This window comes from Hyphomicrobium sp. (assembly GCF_036833075.1).
Classification (GTDB): domain Bacteria; phylum Pseudomonadota; class Alphaproteobacteria; order Rhizobiales; family Hyphomicrobiaceae; genus Hyphomicrobium_C.
On sequence record NZ_DAITQL010000005.1, the window covers coordinates 1 to 18,342 of the forward strand.

Consider the following 18,342-nt stretch of genomic DNA (forward strand, 5'->3'; position numbering starts at 1 on the left):
CGGCATCGCGACGGGCAAGCTGCACGCGCGCGGGCCGGTCGGCGTGGAGCAGCTCACCAGCTTCAAATACCTCGTGCACGGAACCGGCCAGACGCGGCCGGTGTGACTTCGGCCGGCGTGAGACGCGCGCTCAGGCGCGAGCTTTCGCGATCGTGTCGGAGAGGATCACGCGACGGCGAGATTAACGAAGCCGTTGGCGGCGAGAACGCCCTCGAGCGTCCGCTCGAGCACATCCAGCTTGAACGGCTTCACGAGATAGCCCGTGGCGCCGGCCGCCTTGGCGGCGAGGATGTTCTCGCGCTTGGCTTCGGCGGTTACGAGGACGAAGGGTGTCTGATGCGTTCGCGGATCGGCGCGCACGACCTTGAGCAGATCGAAACCACTCATGCCGTCCATGTTCCAGTCGGAGAGGATCAGATCATAGCGCTTCTCGCGGATCATCCCGACGGCCTGGCAGCCGTTCGCAGCCTGGTCGATGCGTACGAATCCGAGCTCGACGAGCAGACGACGGATGATCTTGAGCATCACCTCCCGGTCCTCGACGATCAGGAGCTCGAGATCTTTGCGCCGGTCCATGCATCCCCCGCCAGGACGACCGGCTCTATCGGCCGCCCTCCTGCCCGGCCTTCACCATTCCCGACAGCCGTTACGAAATCGTGTGCGCGGACGCTCGGCATCAGTTGCAGGACCGATCGGCGCCGATGCCGCATCCGACACCCGGTGTCTTTTGTGCCCGATCTCGGCGATGCTGGGCGGCTGTCCTTAGAGCCTTTTTCGCCTCTGAAAGAATCAGGGGCGAGGCTCCATGCTTTTGCTTTGACGCGCTTTCTTAACGCGAAGTGGGCACCACTTCGCGTTAAGAAAACGCTCTAGGGGAGACGACGTGAGCACCGGCATCGACATGGCGTCCGCAGCCCCTCCGCAGGGGCGGGCGGAGCCATGAGCGGCCGCGACCGCATCCGGCGCCTCGTCCGCTACACGGGCGTCAATCTCGCGAGCCTTGCGGTCGACTATGCCGTGTTCCTCTGGCTCACCTACGCCTTCGCAATCCCCATCATCGCCAGCATGGCCGGGTACGCGGTGGCGTTCGCCCTCAACTACAAGCTCTCGCGCCGGTTCGTGTTCGCAGGCCACGGCGCGCACAAGAGCGAGCGGCGGCTCTTCACCGAGTTCATGGCCTCGGGCGCGTTCGGGCTCGTGCTCACGGCCGTGGTGACGGGCGGGGGGATTCACCTTCTCGGGCTTTCACCGGCTATCGCCAAGACCGCAGCCGTGCTCCTGTCGTTCGTCGCGCTCTACCTCATCCGCAGCCGGCTGGTGTTCACGCGGCTGGAACAGAACGTGACGTTCCCACGTCCGCACGTCTCGATTGGACCGATGCGCGCCCGCCATACGACCAGAAGCTTCGGATCGCTTGCCGTCCGCCTCCCCCCCGCCGTCAGGGGCCAGCGGATCGGCCTGCTCGGCGGCTCGTTCAACCCGCCGCACCGGGCGCATGTCGCGGTCTCGGAAGCGGTCATGAAGCGGCTTGGGCTCGACGAGGTCTGGTGGATCGTGACGCCGGGAAACCCCCTCAAGGCCCATGGAGACCTCGCCCCGCTCACCGAGCGGCTCGAGGCGTGCCGGCAGCTCGTGACCAATCCGCGGATCCGGATCACGGCGTTCGAAGCCGACCTCGGCTCCACCTCCACCATCGTCACGCTGTCGTTTCTCAGGCGACGGCTGGCGGGCGTCCATTTCGTGTGGATCATGGGCGGCGACAATCTCGCGGGGTTTCACCGCTGGGCCGCCTGGCGCGAGATCGCGTCCCTGATGCCGTTCGTGGTTGCAGATCGGCCGCAATGGCGGCTCCGGGCGCTCTCGGCCCCGGCCGCGCGCGCCCTCGGGCGGTTCCGGCTTGCGGACGACGACGCAGGGGCGCTGGCGCTCGCCAAGCCGCCGGCCTGGTTGTATCTGACGCTGCGGCTCTCCCCGGAATCCTCGACCGAGATCCGCGCCCGCCAGGCCGCACGCAAGCCCGTTTGACGGCCCGTTTCCGGGATATTCTCCCGGCGCCCTCTCCCCAACGGGGTGCGACACTCCGGACTCGCCCCTATTGCTGGCGCCCCCTCCGACCGCTATCCTCTTCGTGCCGTCAGCGTGATGAAACGCCGCGGTGGTGGAGGGCACCGGCCAAAACGTGCGGGTCGGCCGGGTCCGCATACCTGTCGCCAGGCGGCCGCAGTCGGGCATGGCCGCAGGGAGCTCGAACGGAAAGGATATTGAGCCAAAGATGCGAACCGCCATTGAGGGTATCCGCAAGGGTGCGCCTCCCGCCGAGATCGCGCGAAAGCATGCGAGCTCGGAGCCGCTTCTCGAGAAGGTCGTGCACTGGCTCGATGAAGCCAAAGCCGAGCAGATCGTCACCATCGATCTCAAAGGCAAGTCGTCCATGGGCGACTTCATGGTGATCGCCACCGGGCGGTCGGACCGCCACGTCGGCGCGATCGCCGATCAGCTTCGCAAGCATCTCAAGGACAATGGCGTCGGGACCGTGCGTGTCGAGGGTCTCGAGACCTGCGACTGGGTGCTGATCGATGCCGGCGACCTCCTCGTGCACGTGTTCCGCGCCGAGGTCCGGGATTTCTATAATCTCGAAAAGATGTGGTCGCGGCCCGGCGAGCAGATCTCGCACTGACGCCGCCGGTCCGAGGCGGCATCGCACCAGGGCAGCCCTGCGCCCCTCCGTGAGGGCTCAGGGCTCGCGGGCTGGCATGTTTGGCCGGCACGCTCGAATGATCAGGCGCTCCCCAAGCGAGCGGAGCGGGGTCGGATGCGTCTTTCCATCATCGCCGTGGGGCGCCTCAAGGACGGCCCCGAGCGCGACCTCTATCTCAAGTATGCCAAACGGATCGACGAGGCCGGACGCGGTGTTGCGCTCGGCCCGCTCACGCTGTCCGAGCTTCCCGAGGCGCGCCAGGCGAGCGCCACGCAGCGCCGCTCGGACGAGGCCGCGCGGATTGTCGCCGGTGCGGGGGCTGCGGATTTCGCCGTGGCGCTCGAGGCGGGCGGCACGTCTTTCGGCAGCGAAGCCTTCGCGCGTTTCCTCGCGGCGCGGCGCGACGAGGGCCTGCGCACGATGGCCTTCCTGATCGGCGGGCCGGACGGCCACGGAGATCAGGCGCGCCGGCATGCCCGGCTCACGCTCTCGCTCGGCCCCATGACGCTGCCGCACGGCCTCGCGCGCATCGTGCTCGCCGAGCAGCTCTACCGCGCGGCGACGATCCTCGCGGGCCATCCCTACCATCGCGCGTAACGGACGCTCCCAAATCCGGGCGCGGCCGGGCTTCGTCAAATTGCTGAACCAGGCGCGCCCTAGGCTTGATTTCAGGCGCGGCCCCGCGATGGCGCGCGGCTCGGGATTCTGGCGTGGCGATCCCGGTAGCGATCCCGGTCTGGACCATTGCCGGCCCGGGTCGTATCACTTCACCATTCGAGGGGAGGGTTGGCGATGGCGGTTCAGGACGTTGCGATGCCCGAACGACAATCGCTCTCTGCTCCGGAAGATCCTGCCGTCCTCGCGATGCCGTCTCAGGATCTCGTGGCACCCGACGCCGCCCGTCCGCGCGAGCGCTTCATTCCCGTTACGACCTATGCGCTGATCGATCGCCTGACGGTGCCCCACGTGTGGCCCAAGGGACAGGCGCGTCTTGCGCGGCGCTTCTTCCGCTACCTCGAATACTGGCGGCGTCAGCAGCACGGCGTCGGTCTCAGCAACCTCATGCAAGCCTACGAGACCTTCAGCCCGGACAGCGATCTCCTCATCACCCGCGCGTTTACGAGCGAGGAGCGGGCGAGGCTGCAGAAGCGCGTCGTCGCCGAGGTCGAAGCCATCCTCAAGCAGGCCAACTACGTCCGCATCGATCCTTCGGACGTGGAGATGATCCTGACCAAGGAATCGCACTACGGCCTCGACCTCAACGTGGATTTCACGGCCTTCGAGGAGATCCTGATCTATTACCGCGGCGCCTCGAGCCGCCGCGACCAGCGGCGCAGCCTCAGCAAGTTCATGCGCAAGGAAGAGTTCGACGTGCCGATCTTCCAGCGGCTGTTCCTGCTGTTCAAGCTCAAGCCGTTCGAGACGCGCGTCGTCGAGGTGATGCGCAACGAGCGCGTGCCGCGCCGCGAGGCCGAGAAGATCGTGAAGGCCCTGCGGGCGCATGTCCCGCCCCAGGTCAACGACAGCAACATCTATCTCAAGCTGTTCAAGAACATTCCACGCAACGACGTCGAGATGGTGTTCCCCAACACGCGCCTGAAATTCCGCCTGATGGACAAGCTGCGGCTCGGCATCACGAGCGGCGCGGGCCTCGGAATGGGAACGTTCGGCGCCGCCGGAAAAATCGCCGTCGCGGCCACCAACCCGCTCGTGGCCGCGGGCGCCGCGCTCGGCCTCGGCGGCATCGCCTTCCGCCAGGCAATGAACTTCCTCAATCAGCGGCAGCGCTACATGGTGGTCATGGCACAGAACCTCTACTTCCACGCCATGGCCGACAATCGCGGCGTCCTGATCAAGCTCGCCGACCGCGCGGCGGAGGAGGACGTCAAGGAGGAGATGCTGCTCTACAGCGTGCTCGCGAAAGAGCCCGCCAACCGATCCGATCTGCCGGCCATCGACGCGGCCATCGAGCAGTATCTGCATGCGAGCTTCGGCGTCTCAGTCGATTTCGACCTCGAGGATGCGTTGGACCGTCTTCTCAGCGACGGGATCGTGTCCGAGGAGGCGGACGGCACGCTCCACACGCTCGGCCCGCACGAGGCGGCCCTGCACCTCGACGCCAAATGGGACGTGTTCCTCGACAACTTGCCGGACCCGGCCGGCGAGGAAGGGACCGAGGTCGAGCGGACGGTCGCGGCCGCAGGCAGCGACGCGCCGGCTTCCGCCGAAGCGCCCGATACCCCGGCGGCTCAGCCTTCGCCCGAACCGGCCGCAGATCCCCCAGCGGCCGGCGCGCAGCAAACCTGACGCCGGCCCCGCCTTGCGCTACTGTCGCGCGCCCGGCAGACCGGCCGGCCTCTTTGCATGCCTCGATCTCGAACGGACGTCATGACCCCCCACAAACTGATCGCCGAGGTGGACGACCGCGGGCGCGCCATGCGCGTCGCGGGCGCGCTGCAGGACCTCCTCGAGCCGCCGCCGGATGCGCTCTCGATCTTCGAGGACAGGGAGGCCGGCGACGCGGCCCCGCCGACCTGGCGCATCGAAGCCTATTTCTCGGAGCCCCGCACGCCGGCGGCGCTTGCGGCGGAGCTCGACGCGCTGCTCGGCGAGCCCGCGCCGGCCTTCCAGGCGGCGGAGATCCCGGATCTCAACTGGGTGGCGCTCTCGCAGGCGGCCCTGCCACCGGTGCGCGCCTCGCGATTCACGGTGCACGGGAGCCACGACCGGGACCGCGTGCCGCAAGGGCCTCATGCGATCCTGATCGAGGCGGGCGAAGCGTTCGGGACGGCGCATCACGCGACCACCTACGGCTGTCTCGTCGCCCTCGACCAGCTCAGCGCCGTGCGCCGCTTCCGCAACATCCTGGACCTCGGCTGCGGGTCCGGCGTGCTCGCCATCGCGGCGGCGCGCGCCTGGCCGCACGCGGCGCTGCATGGCGTCGACATCGATACGCAATCGGTGGTGGTGGCGCGCGAGAACGCGGAGGTGAACCGCGTCGGGGGGCGCATCGCCTTCACCTGCGGGCCGGGCGTCTCCTCGCCGGCGGTCCGCAACGCGGCGCCGTTCGACCTCATCGTGGCCAACATCCTCGCCGGGCCGCTCGTCGCGCTGGCTCCCGACGTGCGGCGCGTCGCCATGCCCGGGGCCACCGTCGTGCTCTCTGGGCTGCTCACACGCGAGGCGGCCCGCATCCTCGCCGCGTACCGGGCGCAGGGCTTCGCGCTCGCCGCGCACCGCCGCTACGACGGCTGGTCGACGCTCACGCTCTCGAAGCGTAGCTAGGAGATCATGGCATGTTCCAGACCTTCGCCGCGCCGTCCGACGCGTCCGCGATCCCCGAGCGGATGAAGCGGCTGCGCGCGCTCATGGCCGAGGAGAATTTTCAAGCGCTGCTGCTCCCGCGCGGCGACGAGCACCAGGGCGAATACGTGGCACCCTCCTCCGAGCGGCTCAAGTGGCTCACCGGCTTTTCCGGCAGCGCGGGGTTGGTGGCCGTCACGCGGCGGCACGCGGGCCTGTTCGTCGACGGGCGCTACACCGTGCAGGCGCGCGCCGAATGCGGCGGCGGGCTGTTCGAGCTCCCCGGCATCGCGCAGGCACATCTCGTCTCCTGGCTCAAAGGCAAGCTCAAGAGCGGCGACGTCGTCGGGTTCGATCCCTGGCTGCACACGATCGCGCAGATCGAGCGGATGCGGACGGCGCTCGCGGCGCAAGGCATCGCGGTGAAGCCCACGCGCCGTAACCTCGTCGACGTGCTCTGGGGCAAGGACCGGCCCGCTCCCCCCGACGGCCCCGTGGTGGCGCACCCGATCAAGTATGCCGGACGCTCGGCGGAGACCAAGATCGCCGCCGTGCAGAAGGTGCTGAAAGAGGCCGGCCACGATGCCGTGATCCTCACCGCGCCCGACTCCGTCTGCTGGCTCTTCAACATCCGCGGGCAGGACGTGGCGCACAATCCGGTCGTGCTGGCTTTCGCCATCGTGCCGGCGGCCGGAAAGCCGGAGCTGTTCGTCGCCGCCAAGAAGCTCACGCGCGAAGCCCAGGCGCAGCTTGACGGAACCGTCAGGATCTCGCCGCCCGGCGCGCTCAAGGCGCGCGTCCAAGCGCTGCGCAAGGCCCGGCGTCGCGTCCGCATCGACGGCGACCGGGCCGCGTGGTGGTTCCTGCGCGCGCTCGGCAAGAGCGCCCAGCGCGGCGACGATCCGTGCGTGCCGATGAAGGCCGTCAAGAACGCGACCGAGATCAAGGGCGCGCGTGTGGCGCACGTGCGCGACGGCGCGGCCATGGTGCGCTTTCTCGCCTGGCTCGACCGCGCCATCGCCGCCGGCGAGACGGTCGACGAGATCGGCGCCGCCGTCGCGCTCGAGGCGCAACGGGCCGGCAGCCAGGCCCTCAAGGAGATCTCGTTCGACACGATCGCGGGAAGCGGGCCGAACGGCGCCATCGTGCACTATCGCGTGACGGACGCGACCAACCGCCCGCTCGGGGCGGGAGAGCTGTTCCTGCTCGATTCGGGCGCGCAATATCTCGAAGGCACGACCGACATCACGCGCACCGTCGCCATCGGCACGCCGACGGAGGAGATGCGCGAGCGGTTCACGCTCGTGCTCAAGGGGCACATCGCCATCGCTACGGCGCGGTTTCCAAAGGGGACGCGCGGCATCGACCTCGATCCGCTGGCGCGGCGCGCACTCTGGGCACATGGGCTCGACTACGACCATGGCACCGGGCACGGCGTCGGCAGCTATCTCTCGGTGCACGAGGGCCCGCAATCAATCTCGCGCGCGGGGCTCGCCGTGCTCGAGCCTGGCATGATCGTCTCGAACGAGCCCGGCTACTACAAGGAGGGCGCCTACGGCATCCGCATCGAGAACCTCGTGCTCGTCTCAGCCGCCGCACGGCCGGACGGCGGCGACCGGGACATGCTCGGCTTCGAGACGCTGACGCTCGTGCCCATCGATCGCCGGCTCATCGTCAAGGACCTGCTGACGGCGGAGGAAGTGCGCTGGATCGACGGCTATCATGCAAGCGTCCGCGCGCTCATCGGGCCCGAGGTCGACGCGCCGACGTTGCGCTGGCTCGACGCGGCGACGCAGCCGATCTGACCTCTTCGATCCTGCTGGCGGAACACGTTCTCCGCCTCTCTGCCCGGGCGGATGTCGTGGGCTAGGCCGCCGTTTTTCGTATCCGTTGCACATACGCGCCAGAGCCCCGCTACCGGCTTCCTCGTTTTTATTGATTTTTCTCAACGCCTCAGAGCGATTTTCTATTATTATTTATCAACTGTGATTCGGGCGTGCCGCGGCCCAGCGCTGCATAGCCCCTCTGCATCATCTCGGTCGTGCGCAGTCCCGTGCGATTTTCCGCCGGGCGCCCGAAGGGCGTCACCGGTTGAGTCTGGACGTTGAAACCTTTGGAGCGTCTCATGACCGCGAGCAGCCTTCTGCCCGCTCCAAACCTCATGCCCTTGATCCGCTACCGCGACCTCGCGGAAGCGATGGGCTGGCTCGAGCAGGCCTTCGGGTTCGAGAAGCAGATCGCCGTCTCCGACAACGATGGGGCCGTCATCTACGGGCAGATGACCTATCGCGGCAGCCTGATGATGATGGGCGCCGTGCGCGACACCGATCTCGACAAGCTGATGCGCCAGCCCGACGAGGTCGGCGGCGTCGAGACGCAGAGCTGCTATCTCGTGGTCGAGGACGCCGACGCGCATTATGCCCGCGCGCGGGACGCCGGCGCGGATATCGTGCTCGACCTCAAGAGCGACGGGCTCGGGCGGCGCGGCTACTCGTGCCGGGACCCCGAGGGCCACATCTGGAATTTCGGCACCTACAATCCCGGCAGGGGCGTCGCCGTACCGGCCGCCGCTCCGGTCCTCGACGCGGCCGAGGCGCCGCGGCGCAGGCCGCGCTTGCTGATGGGTCTCGCGGGGCTCCTCCTTGCCCTCGGCGCCGCGGGCTGGTGGTTTGCGGATACGATCCGAACGGATCTCTCGTCGCGCATTGCCGTCTATCAATCGGACGAAACCGAGAAAGCCTATGCGGCGCTCGTCCAAGTGCGGGCGGAGAAGCGCAAGGCGGACGAAGCTGCGCGCGATGCGACCCGGGCGCTCGAGGCCGAGCGCGCGCGCCGCGCCAAGCTCGAAGCCAGCTCGGGGCAGGCGAGCGATGCGCTCGCGCAGGAGGTCAGCGCGCGGCGCACGGCGGAGGCCGCGGTCGACACGCTCCGGGAAGAGCTCAAGCGCAAGCAGCAGGCACTCGAGGCCGCCATCGAGGCCAAACGCATCAGCGAGGAGAAGCTCGCCGTCAAATCGGCGTCCGTCGAACCGCCGCAAAAGGCCACGGTACCCGCGGCCCAGCCGGCCGCGCCCCCGCCAGACGCGAGCGATATCGAGACGTCCGCCACGCGGCCGGACGCCACGCCGGAAAGCCCGGAGACCACAAAATCCCAGGCACGGGCCGACAAAGACGACGACACGGAGCGCCCTGCCGCCTCCCGCCGCACCAAGCCGGCGCGGCCGGCGCGATCCACGCAGCAGGCCCCCGCCGTTCCCGCCAAGCCGAGATATCCGCTCTACGTCACGGACGTGGGGCAGACCTGGCCCTATAGCGACTGGTCCACGCGTTAGGTTGCGTACTCATTATTCGGTGGGCATTGACGCGAGGACTTTCGTGCTGCCGGCAGGAGCGGAAGCGCAGCAAACCTCCATGGTTTGCGAGCTTTCGCGCCATGCTGGAAGCATGCCTCCGGCATGAACCGGAGGCGCGAAAGGACCGCGCCCCTTCGGGGTGAGCCAGGACAAGCCAATGGCGGCGTCGTCGTGCCGGAGGCACGCCTTCGGCATGACCCGCTTGCCCGATGCATAGGCATCGAGCTGCGCGATTTTCCTGGCCCTTGGCGTGTCTTGGCTCATCAATGTCCCACCCAATAATGAGTACGCAACCTAGGCGCACGCCCCTCCGCCCCTGTTCCGGAAGGAACAGCGCCGGGCCGCGGCCCGGGCCATGCTCCCTCGGGATCGACCGCTGACGGTCCGTCGCGAGACGGGCCGGCGACAGCCCGATCATCCGGGCCCGCGCGCATGCGCGACCTCCCTCATGCATCACCCTCGAAGAGAGAAAGGGGTACGGCCATGCCTGCCAGGACTTCCCTTGTTTTCGTCGGACTTCTCGCCGGAGCCATGAGCCTTCCGTCTACATTCGCGGCCGCCAACTCGCGCGGCGCCGTGGGTGCCCTCACGACGCATGCCGACGCCGCCTCGCACAAAGCCTCCACCCTCTCCGCAACGAAGGCGCGGAAGACGGCAGCCCTCAAGAAGAAGACATTGCGCCACCCGCACCAGGCCGCCGCCGCCACGGCCGCCGGGGCGAAGACGGCCGGGGCGCTCAAGGCCGGTCCGGAGCAGCCGAAAAAGACATGGCACGCGGACGACCGCGACCGTGGTCTCGACATCGCGTCCGAATACGCGCCGAAGGCGATCGCCCGCGTCCGCAAGAAGACGTCGATCACCACAGGCGACAGCATCCACACCGGAGCCGGCAAGAGAGGCTGGCGGCACTACGTGGACATGTACGCCGCGCGTTGAGCCGACCCGGGCGAGAGGAGCTGCAGGGCGGCTCCGCTTCGTCATTGCGCGGGCGGCGGCCAGCGCAAGACCGGGGCGGCCGCGGGCCTTAGAGCCTGTTCGCCTCTGATAAACTCAGAGGCGAGGCTCTCTGTTTTTAGTTTGACGCGTTTTCTTAACGCGAAGTGGTGCCCACTTCGCTTGAAAACGCTTCAGTCCTTGATGAGAGCGAGCCATTCGTCCTCGGTCAGCACCGCGACGCCAAGCTTGCGGGCGTTGGCGAGCTTCGAGCCCGCGTCCGCACCGGCGACCACGTAGTCCGTCCTCGCCGACACGGATCCAGCGACCTTGGCGCCGAGCCGCTCGGCCTGCGCCTTGGCCTCGCTGCGGCCGACGCGCTCGAGCTTGCCGGTGAACACGACCGTCTTGCCGGTCACGGGCGATTGAACGGCCACCGGACGCTCGAAGGGCGTCACCGTCACGTGGGCGAGGAGATCGTCCAGTGCCTGAGTATTGTGCGGCTCGGAGAAGAAATCGACGAGCGCATCCACGACCGTCTCGCCGATCCCCTCGATGTCGTCGATGTCTCTGTATGCCTCGCTCTCCTTGCCGCCCTCGGCGGCGGCCTCTGCGGCCTTTCGGAACGCGTCGATGGTGCGGAACGCCTTGGCGAGATCCTTGGCCGTGGTCTCGCCGACGTGGCGGATGCCGAGGGCGAAGATGAAACGCTCGAGCCCGATCGTGCGGCGTGTATCGATGGCCCGGAACAGGTTCTCGACCGACTTCTTGCCAAAGCCCTTGCGTTCGGCGAGCGGGCTCGCGCTCGCCGCGTCCCGCGCCTCGAGCGTGAAGATGTCGGCCGGACGGCGAATCAGCCCCTCGTCGAAGAAGGCTTCGACCTTCTCCTCGCCCATGCCCTCGATGTCGAACGCGAGACGCGAGACGAAATGCTTGAGACGCTCCTTGGCCTGGGCCGGGCAGATGAGCCCTCCGGTGCAGCGGCGCACGACGCCGCCCGCTTCGGGATCGTTGTCCGCCTCGCGCACCGCGTGGCTGCCGCAGACGGGGCAGAGCTTGGGAAACGCGTACGGCCCGGTGCCGTGCGGACGCTTCTCCTCGATGACGCGCACGATCTGCGGGATGACGTCGCCTGCGCGCTGAACGACGACCGTATCGCCGATGCGGATGTCCTTGCGCGCAATCTCGTCCTCGTTGTGCAGTGTCGCGTTGGAGACGACGACACCGCCCACCGTCACCGGCTCGAGCTTGGCGACCGGCGTCAGCGCGCCCGTGCGGCCGACCTGGATCTCAATGTCGCGCAGGAGGGTCGTGGCCTGCTCGGCGGGGAACTTGTGGGCGATGGCCCAGCGCGGCGAGCGGGAGACGAAGCCCAGGCGGTCCTGAAGATCGAGGCGGTTCACCTTGTAGACCACGCCGTCGATGTCATAGCCGAGGGCGGCGCGGCGCTCGCCGATCTCGCGATAGAAGGCCAGCATCCCGTCGGCACCATCGCAGAGGCGCATCAGCGGGTTCACGGGCAGCCCCCAGCCGGCGAACGCGGCCACCATGCCCATCTGCGTCTCGGCGGGCATTTCCGACATCTCGCCCCAGGCGTAGGCGAAGAAGCGCAGCGGACGCGCGGCAGTGATCGTGGGATCGAGCTGGCGCAGCGAGCCCGCGGCGGCGTTGCGCGGGTTGGCGAACACCTTGCCGCCGCTCCCGACCTGGGCCGCGTTGAGGGCCGCGAAGTCGGCGTGGCTCATGTAGATCTCGCCGCGCACCTCGGCGACGGCGGGGACGGCCTTGCCTTGGAGGCGTGCCGGGATCTCGCGGATGGTGCGCACGTTGGCGGTCACGTTCTCGCCCTCGGCACCGTCGCCGCGGGTCGCCGCCTCGACAAGGCGGCCCTTCTCGTAGCGGATCGAGATGGAGAGGCCGTCGATCTTGGGCTCTGCGGTTACGGCGAGCGGATCGTCGGCCTTGAGGGAGAGGAAGCGGCGGACGCGAGCGGCGAAGTCGACCACCTCCCCGTCGTCGAACGCATTGCCGAGCGACAGCATCGGCACGCGGTGGCGGACCTTGGCGAAGGTCTCGACGGCCGGAGCGCCTATCCTTTTCGAGGGGCTATCGGCGCGCACGAGCTCTGGAAAGCGCGCCTCGATGGCCTCGTTGCGCCGGCGCAGCTCGTCGTAGTCGGCGTCCGAGATCTCGGGCGCGTCGGACTGATAGTAGAGCCGATCGTGATGGGAGATCTCGGCGGCAAGTCGCGCGAGCTCGGCCGACGCCTCGTCGGCGCTCAGATCCTCAACCGGGGGAGGTGCAGGCTTCTTTCTCGCCATCGCGGCTCGCGGCGGGCGACCTCTGCGATCGCGGTTCCGCTCTTTCTCTGGACCGATGCCTCATCGCTTCGGACAGATAGTGGTGGACGCGGCCGTGGTCCAGTCGAAAAGCAGGCGCGACGCCTCCGGGCTCAACCCGGGCCGCCGAGGCCGAGCTTGGGGACCGCCTTCCAGGCTTTCGTGATCCAGGAGTCGTTGCTCTGCTGGGGCGCGAGGCCGTCAGACTTCAGGAGCGCATAGGCGTCCCGATACCACTTCGACTGCGGGAAGTTGTGGCCGAGGACGGCGACCGCGGTCTGCGCCTCATGCGTGACGCCGAGCGCCATATAGCATTCGGTCAAGCGCATCAGCGCCTCTTCGACATGGGCCGTCGTCTGGAAGTCGGACACCACCACCTTGAAGCGGTTGATGGCGGCGACGAAGTTCTTCTGCTTCATGTAGTAGCGGCCGACCTCCATCTCCGAGGCCGCGAGCGTGTCCTCGGCAATGCGGATGCGGTTGTCGGCGTTCTGGGCGTAGGTGCTGTCGGGATAGCGCGACTTCAGGATCTTGAGCTGCTCAAGCGCCTTGCGCGTCGCGGCCTGGTCGCGGTTCGACGGGTTCATGTCATCGAAGTAGGCGGATGCGATGATGTGATGGGCGAGCGGCGCGTCCTTGGTGCCCGGATGCATGACGGTGTAGCGCTCGGCGGAGGCGATGGCCTCAGGCGCCTTGCCCGCCTTGTAATAGGCGTACGCCGCCAGAACGATGGAACGGCGCGCCTCGGGCGAATAGGGATGCGAGCGGTCGAGGTCCTCGAACTTGCGCGCTGCGTCCTCGAACTTGCCCTTGTTCATCAGCGCATCGGCGTCGGCATACATCTTCTCGGGCGGATCGGCATTGAGGATGCTGGTGGCATCGGTCGACGACGCGCACCCCGCAAGCGCCAGCGCGACGCCGCCCATGGCGCACCACACAATGGCTGCGGCCCAATTTGGCGTCTTGCGCATCGAATGCCGTACTCCCCCAGCCCACCGTCTTACTTCTGAGCGCTGCCGCGAGCGCGGTCGTCCGTACCCGAATCGGAACCGCGCGCGATGAGACCGTTGAACGACGCTGCGGACGGATAGGGCCTCAAGCGCTCAGGGTCTAGCACACTTCGCCACCTGCCTGAAGGCGACACCGCCCCGTCTTCCCCCGCCGTCCACGCTTGCGCGCGAGGCTAGGTTTACATTGTGGTTGATGTGAGGCCCGGCGACCGATCCAGCACTGGGGAAAAGATCCGAAGTGGCTTTGCCGACAAAGGCTTGGCCCGGACGCTTCAGGCCCCGTTCGAGACGGGGCCCGATCGCCGCCCTCAAGGGGTGGCGCAGAGCGGATGAGACGGAAACCGATGCCTACTCGGCTGCGACCGCAACAGCGGCGGTCGCGCGCTCGAATGCGACGGCGCGCGGCTCGCGCACGCGGGGCGCCTGCACGATGGACCACGCCGAGCTGTCCTCGAGCAGCTTCTGCAGCACCAGCGCGTTGAGGCGATGGCCGCCCTTGACCGAGCGATAGGCGCCGAGCAGCGGATGGCCGGACAGGCTGAGGTCGCCTACGGCGTCCAGCATCTTGTGGCGAACGAACTCGAGCGGATCGCGCAGACCTTCGCGGTTCATGATGCGGTCGTCGCCGATGGCCACCGTGTTGGTGAGATTGGCGCCGAGCGCAAGGCCCGCTTTCCACAGCCGCTCCACATCGCTCATGAAGCCGAAGGTGCGGGCGTGGGCGATCTCGTTGCGGAAGACGCCGGGGCTCATCTCAAGCGACAGGCGCTGCTGGCCGATGATCGGCGACGGAAAGTCGATCTCGACATCGAGATGGAAGCCGGCATGAGGCGAAAGCTCTCCCCAGCATCCGCCTTCCTCGACGCGAACCGTTTTCAGGATCTTGAGGAAGCGGCGCGGAGCGGACAGCTCGCGAATGCCGCCCCGATCAATCGCCTCGACGAACGGCGCGGCGCTGCCGTCCATGATCGGGGCTTCCTTGCCCTCGATCTCGATGATGCAGTTGTCGATGTGGAGGCCGCGAAGGGCGGCGAGAAGATGCTCGACGGTGGAAACAGTGGCGCCGCTTTCGTCGCCGATGACCGTGCAGAGCGTGAGATTCTTGACGTTACAGACTTTGGCGGGAATTTCTGCGGTCACCCGACCGCGCTTCATAACCACGAAACGGAGCCCAGTGTCGGCCCCTGCCGGATGCAGGCTGACCGAAACTGGCGCTCCGCTGTGCACCCCCGTGCCGTGGACCTGGATCTCTTGAGCAATCGTCGTCTGTCGCGCGCCGATGAAGCGATTTGACATGCTGCGCCGTCCCTCGATGCCTTCCTCGGCTCCGCCCCCACGGACGGTCCGCCACCCCCGGCCGATGTTCGCTTGCCGCCACTCCGTTCCCCGTCTTTCGTCTGCCCCGGCCAACTCTAAAACGGTGGCTCGCGCCTTATCGGGCGCATGGGCAGATGGGTGGTCGGTTGTCCTGCGAACCGGTCGTTAAGAAACGATAGTCTTCGTCTCCCGGTGGGACAAATCACGCTTTCTTACGTTGTGTTACGTACCGGATACCTGTCGACACACGGCTAGATCCCGTCCCGACCTACCGGCGTTTCTCTCTGAAAAACACAGGTATATCAGTCTCTTGTCGTTCATCCTTATACGGATGCGCGGCATGCGGATAATGCGGGTGGCTTTCGCGACCGCCAGGCATGCCCGCGCTCCCCGCGTCGTCGCCTGCGCGGGCGCCTTCCGAATCACGCGGACGCGCATCCGAATCAGGCGCGCCGCGTGCGCGGCCCGTGATGCGCTCGAACAGTCCGAGGCGCCGCCGCGGCTCCGCATGCTGCGGAGGGCGCTGCATCGGCTGCTGATGACGGTGCGCCACGTCCTCGGCGTAGGATTCGGCCGGTGTGCGGTAGGCGGGCTGACGAGGCGCCTCGGCGGCGGCCTCGGGCAGGGGCGGCAGAGCCTGACGGCGGACCTCCAACGGCGGCTGCGGCGCGAACGCGCCCTGATCGTAGGCGGGCGCATGGGTTTGCGGCAACGGCGGCGGCGTGGCGCCCTGAAGCTGGGGAGGTCCGCTCTCGATCATGACGTTGCCGGGGCCTCGCCACGGCTCGCCGCGGCCGCGCGGGTCGTGCGCCGGCGGCTGCGGGGGGCGACCCGCGGTGGTCGGGACACCGGGCTGGGACTGCTGAAGCGCCTCGGTCAGGCGCTGCTGAAGATCGTGAGCCCCGCCGCGATGGTCGCGCGGGTCGACGGGGATGAAGCCTCCTCCCGCCGGGGCGCGGCTCGCCTGGGGCGGATGCACGGCCTCCTGAGCAGCGGCGGCCGCCGCCTTGGTCCCGCGAACCCAGTTCTCGGCCGGCGCAGGCGGAGCGCGCTCGGCTTCGCCCGAGCGGCTCATGCCCGAGGCGACGATCGAGACGCGGATGCGATCGCCGAGCGAGGGGTCGTAGGTGGCGCCGACGATGATGTTCGCCTCCGGGTCGACCTCCATGCGCACGCGGCTCGCGGCCTCGTCGACCTCGTAGAGCGTCAGGCCGTTGCCGCCCGTGATCGAGAGCAGAAGCCCCTTGGCGCCGCGCAGCGAGACGTCGTCGAGCAGGGGATTGGAGATGGCCTCCTCGGCCGCAACGGTGGCGCGGCGCTCGCCCTCCGCCTCGCCGGTGCCCATCATGGCTGTGCCCATGCCGGTCATCACGGTGCGAACATCCGCGAAGTCGAGGTTGATCAGACCTTCCTTGAGAATGAGATCGACGATGCAGGCGACGCCCGAGTAAAGCACCTGGTCGGCCATGACGAAGGCTTCGGAGAAGGTGGTCTTCTCGCTGGCGATGCGGAACAGGTTCTGATTCGGGATGACGATCAGCGTATCGACGTAGTTGCGCAGCTCGGCAACGCCGGCTTCGGCAATGCGCATGCGCCGCACGCCCTCGAAGAGGAACGGCTTCGTCACGACGCCCACCGTCAGGATGCCGAGCTCGCGCGCGGCGCGCGCGATGACGGACGCCGCGCCGGTCCCCGTGCCGCCGCCCATTCCGGCGGCGATGAAGACCATGTGCGAACCCTTGATCTGGTTGCGGATGTCCTCGATCGCCTCCTCGGCCGCCGCCTCGCCGATCTCGGGGCGCGAGCCTGCGCCCAAGCCCTCGGTGAGCTCGACGCCGAGCTGGATTCGATGCTCGGCGGTGGCGTTGATGAGCGCCTGGGCGTCCGTGTTGGCGACGATGAAATCGACGCCCTCGAGACCCGTCGCGATCATGTTGTTGACGGCGTTGCAGCCGGCGCCGCCGACGCCGATCACCGTGAGTCTGGGTTTTAGATCCGAAGGATCCGGATGTGCCGCCATCTCGTCCTGCCCCATTCCCGCGCGGGAGATGCCTCCGCAGCGCGGCTCCCCGGCATGTTACTGGCCCTGCTCCCGCCAGGCTGACCCGTGCTGGCGCCTCCGCTCATGGGGGCTCAGAACCCTTCGCGCAACCAGGAGCCGACGCGCTTCAGATAGCTCTCCGCCTCGCCGTCGCGGCTGCGATAGATCCGCCGGCCAGCCGCTTCGTGCGTTTCCGCGACAAGCAGCCCGACGGCGGTCGAGAATGCCGGACTCGAACATGCGGGCGGCAGGCCGGCAACCGCCTGCGGACCCGCTACGCGCACCGGCCGCCCCAGCTCGGCGGCCATGAAATCAGCCAAGCCGGTCAACTGGCTCGTGCCCCCCGTGAGCACAAGACAGCGGCCGGCATATGCCGTCATCTCACACTCCTCCAAGCGCTGCCGGATGTGGTGGCACATGGCCGTGATACGCGGCCGGATCACCTCGGCAAGCTCGGCTTTCGTCATGTGATACAGGATGCCGTCGTCCTCGCCCGCAGACGAGTAGGTGAAGGCATCGTGCTCGTCCGACGGAGCGCAGACGACTGTGCCATAAAGCGCTTTGATTCGCTCGGCTTCCGCAAGGGGCGTATGCAACGCGCGGGCGATGTCGAAGGTGATCTGCGTGCCGCCGATCGGCGCGGCGCAGGCATAGACGAAGCGGTCCTCGGCGAACATGGCGAGGCTCGCCGTGCCGGCGCCGATATCGACGACCGTCACGCCGAGACGGCGCTCGTCCTCGGTTGCAACGGCGATCGCGCTCGCGAGCGGGGTCGGGACGTGGGTCGCGGGCTCCAGATAGCAGCGCCCGACGACCATCAGCAGGTTGCGGAGCGGCGCCTCGTCGGCCGTCACGGCATGGAGGTCGAAGGCCAGCTCGCGCGCGGCGAGGCCCCGCGGATCGCGGACGCCCGGCGCGCCGTCGAGCCTGAGCGCCACCTCGTTCATGTGCACGAGCGCGCGACCACCCTGCTCGACGTACGCCTGGCCCGCCGTCATCAGGCGGCGGACGTCGTCCTCCCGGACAACACCGCTTGCGATCTCGGCCCGGGCGGAAAAATTCTGCGACTTGAGGCGGCCGCAGGAGACGGCGACGTGCACCTCGGAGAGCTCGACGCCGGCCATGCGCTCGGCCGCGGCCACGGCGGCACGGGCCGCCTGCTCGGCGCGGTCGAGGTCGATCACGACGCCGCCCTTGACGCCTTCGGCCCGCTGGTGGCCGACGCCGATCACGCGCACGCCTGCGGGCCCTGCCGCGGCGATCAGGCACGCGATCTTGCTGGTGCCGATGTCGAGCACTCCGGTGACGCCCTTCGATCCGCTATGCGGCCTCGCCCTGTCCCGCCCCAT

At 68.2% G+C, this 18,342-nt stretch carries 14 protein-coding genes; 8 read left to right on the top strand and 6 right to left on the bottom strand.

Annotation, left to right across the window (positions count from 1 at the left end; genetic code table 11):
• Positions 1-165: 165 nt before the first annotated feature.
• Entirely contained in the window at positions 166-576 is a 411-nt protein-coding gene (locus V7082_RS02830; protein WP_334146104.1) for a response regulator, read from the bottom strand.
• 363 nt (positions 577-939) lie between these two features.
• Between V7082_RS02830 and V7082_RS02835 the strand changes: the two genes are divergently transcribed.
• The 8 genes from V7082_RS02835 (at position 940) to V7082_RS02870 (ending at position 10,289) form a co-directional block, all read left to right on the top strand.
• Positions 940-2,025, top strand: coding sequence for a nicotinate-nucleotide adenylyltransferase (locus tag V7082_RS02835; protein ID WP_334146105.1), 1,086 nt, complete (start codon positions 940-942; stop codon positions 2,023-2,025).
• 247 nt (positions 2,026-2,272) lie between these two features.
• Positions 2,273-2,677: a ribosome silencing factor gene (gene rsfS, locus V7082_RS02840; RefSeq protein ID WP_334146106.1), complete on the top strand. Its 405-nt coding sequence runs from the start codon at positions 2,273-2,275 to the stop codon at positions 2,675-2,677.
• A gap of 135 nt (positions 2,678-2,812) precedes the next feature.
• The gene (gene rlmH, locus V7082_RS02845; protein WP_334146107.1) at positions 2,813-3,295 is read left to right on the top strand and encodes a 23S rRNA (pseudouridine(1915)-N(3))-methyltransferase RlmH; all 483 of its coding nucleotides are present in this window, start codon (positions 2,813-2,815) and stop codon (positions 3,293-3,295) included.
• A 216-nt stretch (positions 3,296-3,511) separates the two neighbouring features.
• Positions 3,512-5,005 (top strand): TMEM143 family protein, encoded by a 1,494-nt coding sequence (locus V7082_RS02850; RefSeq protein WP_334146108.1) that lies wholly within the window; start codon positions 3,512-3,514, stop codon positions 5,003-5,005.
• A gap of 81 nt (positions 5,006-5,086) precedes the next feature.
• Positions 5,087-5,983, top strand: a complete 897-nt coding sequence (locus tag V7082_RS02855; protein ID WP_334146109.1) for a 50S ribosomal protein L11 methyltransferase — start codon at positions 5,087-5,089, stop codon at positions 5,981-5,983.
• 11 nt (positions 5,984-5,994) lie between these two features.
• Complete coding sequence (locus V7082_RS02860; protein ID WP_334146110.1) at positions 5,995-7,806, top strand: aminopeptidase P family protein; 1,812 nt, start codon at positions 5,995-5,997, stop codon at positions 7,804-7,806.
• A gap of 320 nt (positions 7,807-8,126) precedes the next feature.
• The gene (locus tag V7082_RS02865) at positions 8,127-9,332 is read left to right on the top strand and encodes a VOC family protein (protein WP_334146111.1); all 1,206 of its coding nucleotides are present in this window, start codon (positions 8,127-8,129) and stop codon (positions 9,330-9,332) included.
• Between the two features lie 504 nt (positions 9,333-9,836).
• A complete protein-coding gene (locus V7082_RS02870; protein ID WP_334146112.1) occupies positions 9,837-10,289 on the top strand; it encodes a hypothetical protein in 453 nt (150 codons plus the stop codon).
• A gap of 191 nt (positions 10,290-10,480) precedes the next feature.
• On the opposite strand, the gene ligA is transcribed toward V7082_RS02870, so the two are convergent.
• The 5 genes from ligA to ftsA form a co-directional block, all read right to left on the bottom strand.
• On the bottom strand, positions 10,481-12,607 hold the full coding sequence (ligA, locus tag V7082_RS02875; protein ID WP_334146113.1) for an NAD-dependent DNA ligase LigA: 2,127 nt from the start codon (positions 12,605-12,607) through the stop codon (positions 10,481-10,483).
• 131 nt (positions 12,608-12,738) lie between these two features.
• Entirely contained in the window at positions 12,739-13,596 is an 858-nt protein-coding gene (locus V7082_RS02880) for an outer membrane protein assembly factor BamD (protein ID WP_334146114.1), read from the bottom strand.
• Between the two features lie 387 nt (positions 13,597-13,983).
• A complete protein-coding gene (gene lpxC, locus V7082_RS02885; protein WP_334146115.1) occupies positions 13,984-14,931 on the bottom strand; it encodes a UDP-3-O-acyl-N-acetylglucosamine deacetylase in 948 nt (315 codons plus the stop codon).
• 289 nt (positions 14,932-15,220) lie between these two features.
• Positions 15,221-16,972 carry a cell division protein FtsZ gene (gene ftsZ / locus V7082_RS02890; protein ID WP_334146116.1) on the bottom strand — a complete coding sequence of 584 codons (1,752 nt, stop codon included), beginning with the start codon at positions 16,970-16,972 and terminating at the stop codon, positions 15,221-15,223.
• 113 nt (positions 16,973-17,085) lie between these two features.
• Complete coding sequence (gene ftsA, locus V7082_RS02895; protein ID WP_334146117.1) at positions 17,086-18,342, bottom strand: cell division protein FtsA; 1,257 nt, start codon at positions 18,340-18,342, stop codon at positions 17,086-17,088.

What these genes read in the sequence shown, in the direction of transcription:
- V7082_RS02830 (WP_334146104.1), bottom strand. Translation starts at nt 576, where the DNA reads ATGGACCGGCGCAAAGATCTCGAGCTCCTGATCGTCGAGGACCGGGAG.
- ftsA (WP_334146117.1), bottom strand. Translation starts at nt 18,342, where the DNA reads ATGGGGCGGGACAGGGCGAGGCCGCATAGCGGATCGAAGGGCGTCACC.
- V7082_RS02865 (WP_334146111.1), top strand. Translation starts at nt 8,127, where the DNA reads ATGACCGCGAGCAGCCTTCTGCCCGCTCCAAACCTCATGCCCTTGATC.
- ligA (WP_334146113.1), bottom strand. Translation starts at nt 12,607, where the DNA reads ATGGCGAGAAAGAAGCCTGCACCTCCCCCGGTTGAGGATCTGAGCGCC.
- V7082_RS02860 (WP_334146110.1), top strand. Translation starts at nt 5,995, where the DNA reads ATGTTCCAGACCTTCGCCGCGCCGTCCGACGCGTCCGCGATCCCCGAG.
- V7082_RS02880 (WP_334146114.1), bottom strand. Translation starts at nt 13,596, where the DNA reads ATGCGCAAGACGCCAAATTGGGCCGCAGCCATTGTGTGGTGCGCCATG.
- lpxC (WP_334146115.1), bottom strand. Translation starts at nt 14,931, where the DNA reads ATGTCAAATCGCTTCATCGGCGCGCGACAGACGACGATTGCTCAAGAG.
- V7082_RS02850 (WP_334146108.1), top strand. Translation starts at nt 3,512, where the DNA reads ATGCCCGAACGACAATCGCTCTCTGCTCCGGAAGATCCTGCCGTCCTC.
- V7082_RS02855 (WP_334146109.1), top strand. Translation starts at nt 5,087, where the DNA reads ATGACCCCCCACAAACTGATCGCCGAGGTGGACGACCGCGGGCGCGCC.
- ftsZ (WP_334146116.1), bottom strand. Translation starts at nt 16,972, where the DNA reads ATGGCGGCACATCCGGATCCTTCGGATCTAAAACCCAGACTCACGGTG.
- rsfS (WP_334146106.1), top strand. Translation starts at nt 2,273, where the DNA reads ATGCGAACCGCCATTGAGGGTATCCGCAAGGGTGCGCCTCCCGCCGAG.
- V7082_RS02835 (WP_334146105.1), top strand. Translation starts at nt 940, where the DNA reads ATGAGCGGCCGCGACCGCATCCGGCGCCTCGTCCGCTACACGGGCGTC.
- rlmH (WP_334146107.1), top strand. Translation starts at nt 2,813, where the DNA reads ATGCGTCTTTCCATCATCGCCGTGGGGCGCCTCAAGGACGGCCCCGAG.
- V7082_RS02870 (WP_334146112.1), top strand. Translation starts at nt 9,837, where the DNA reads ATGCCTGCCAGGACTTCCCTTGTTTTCGTCGGACTTCTCGCCGGAGCC.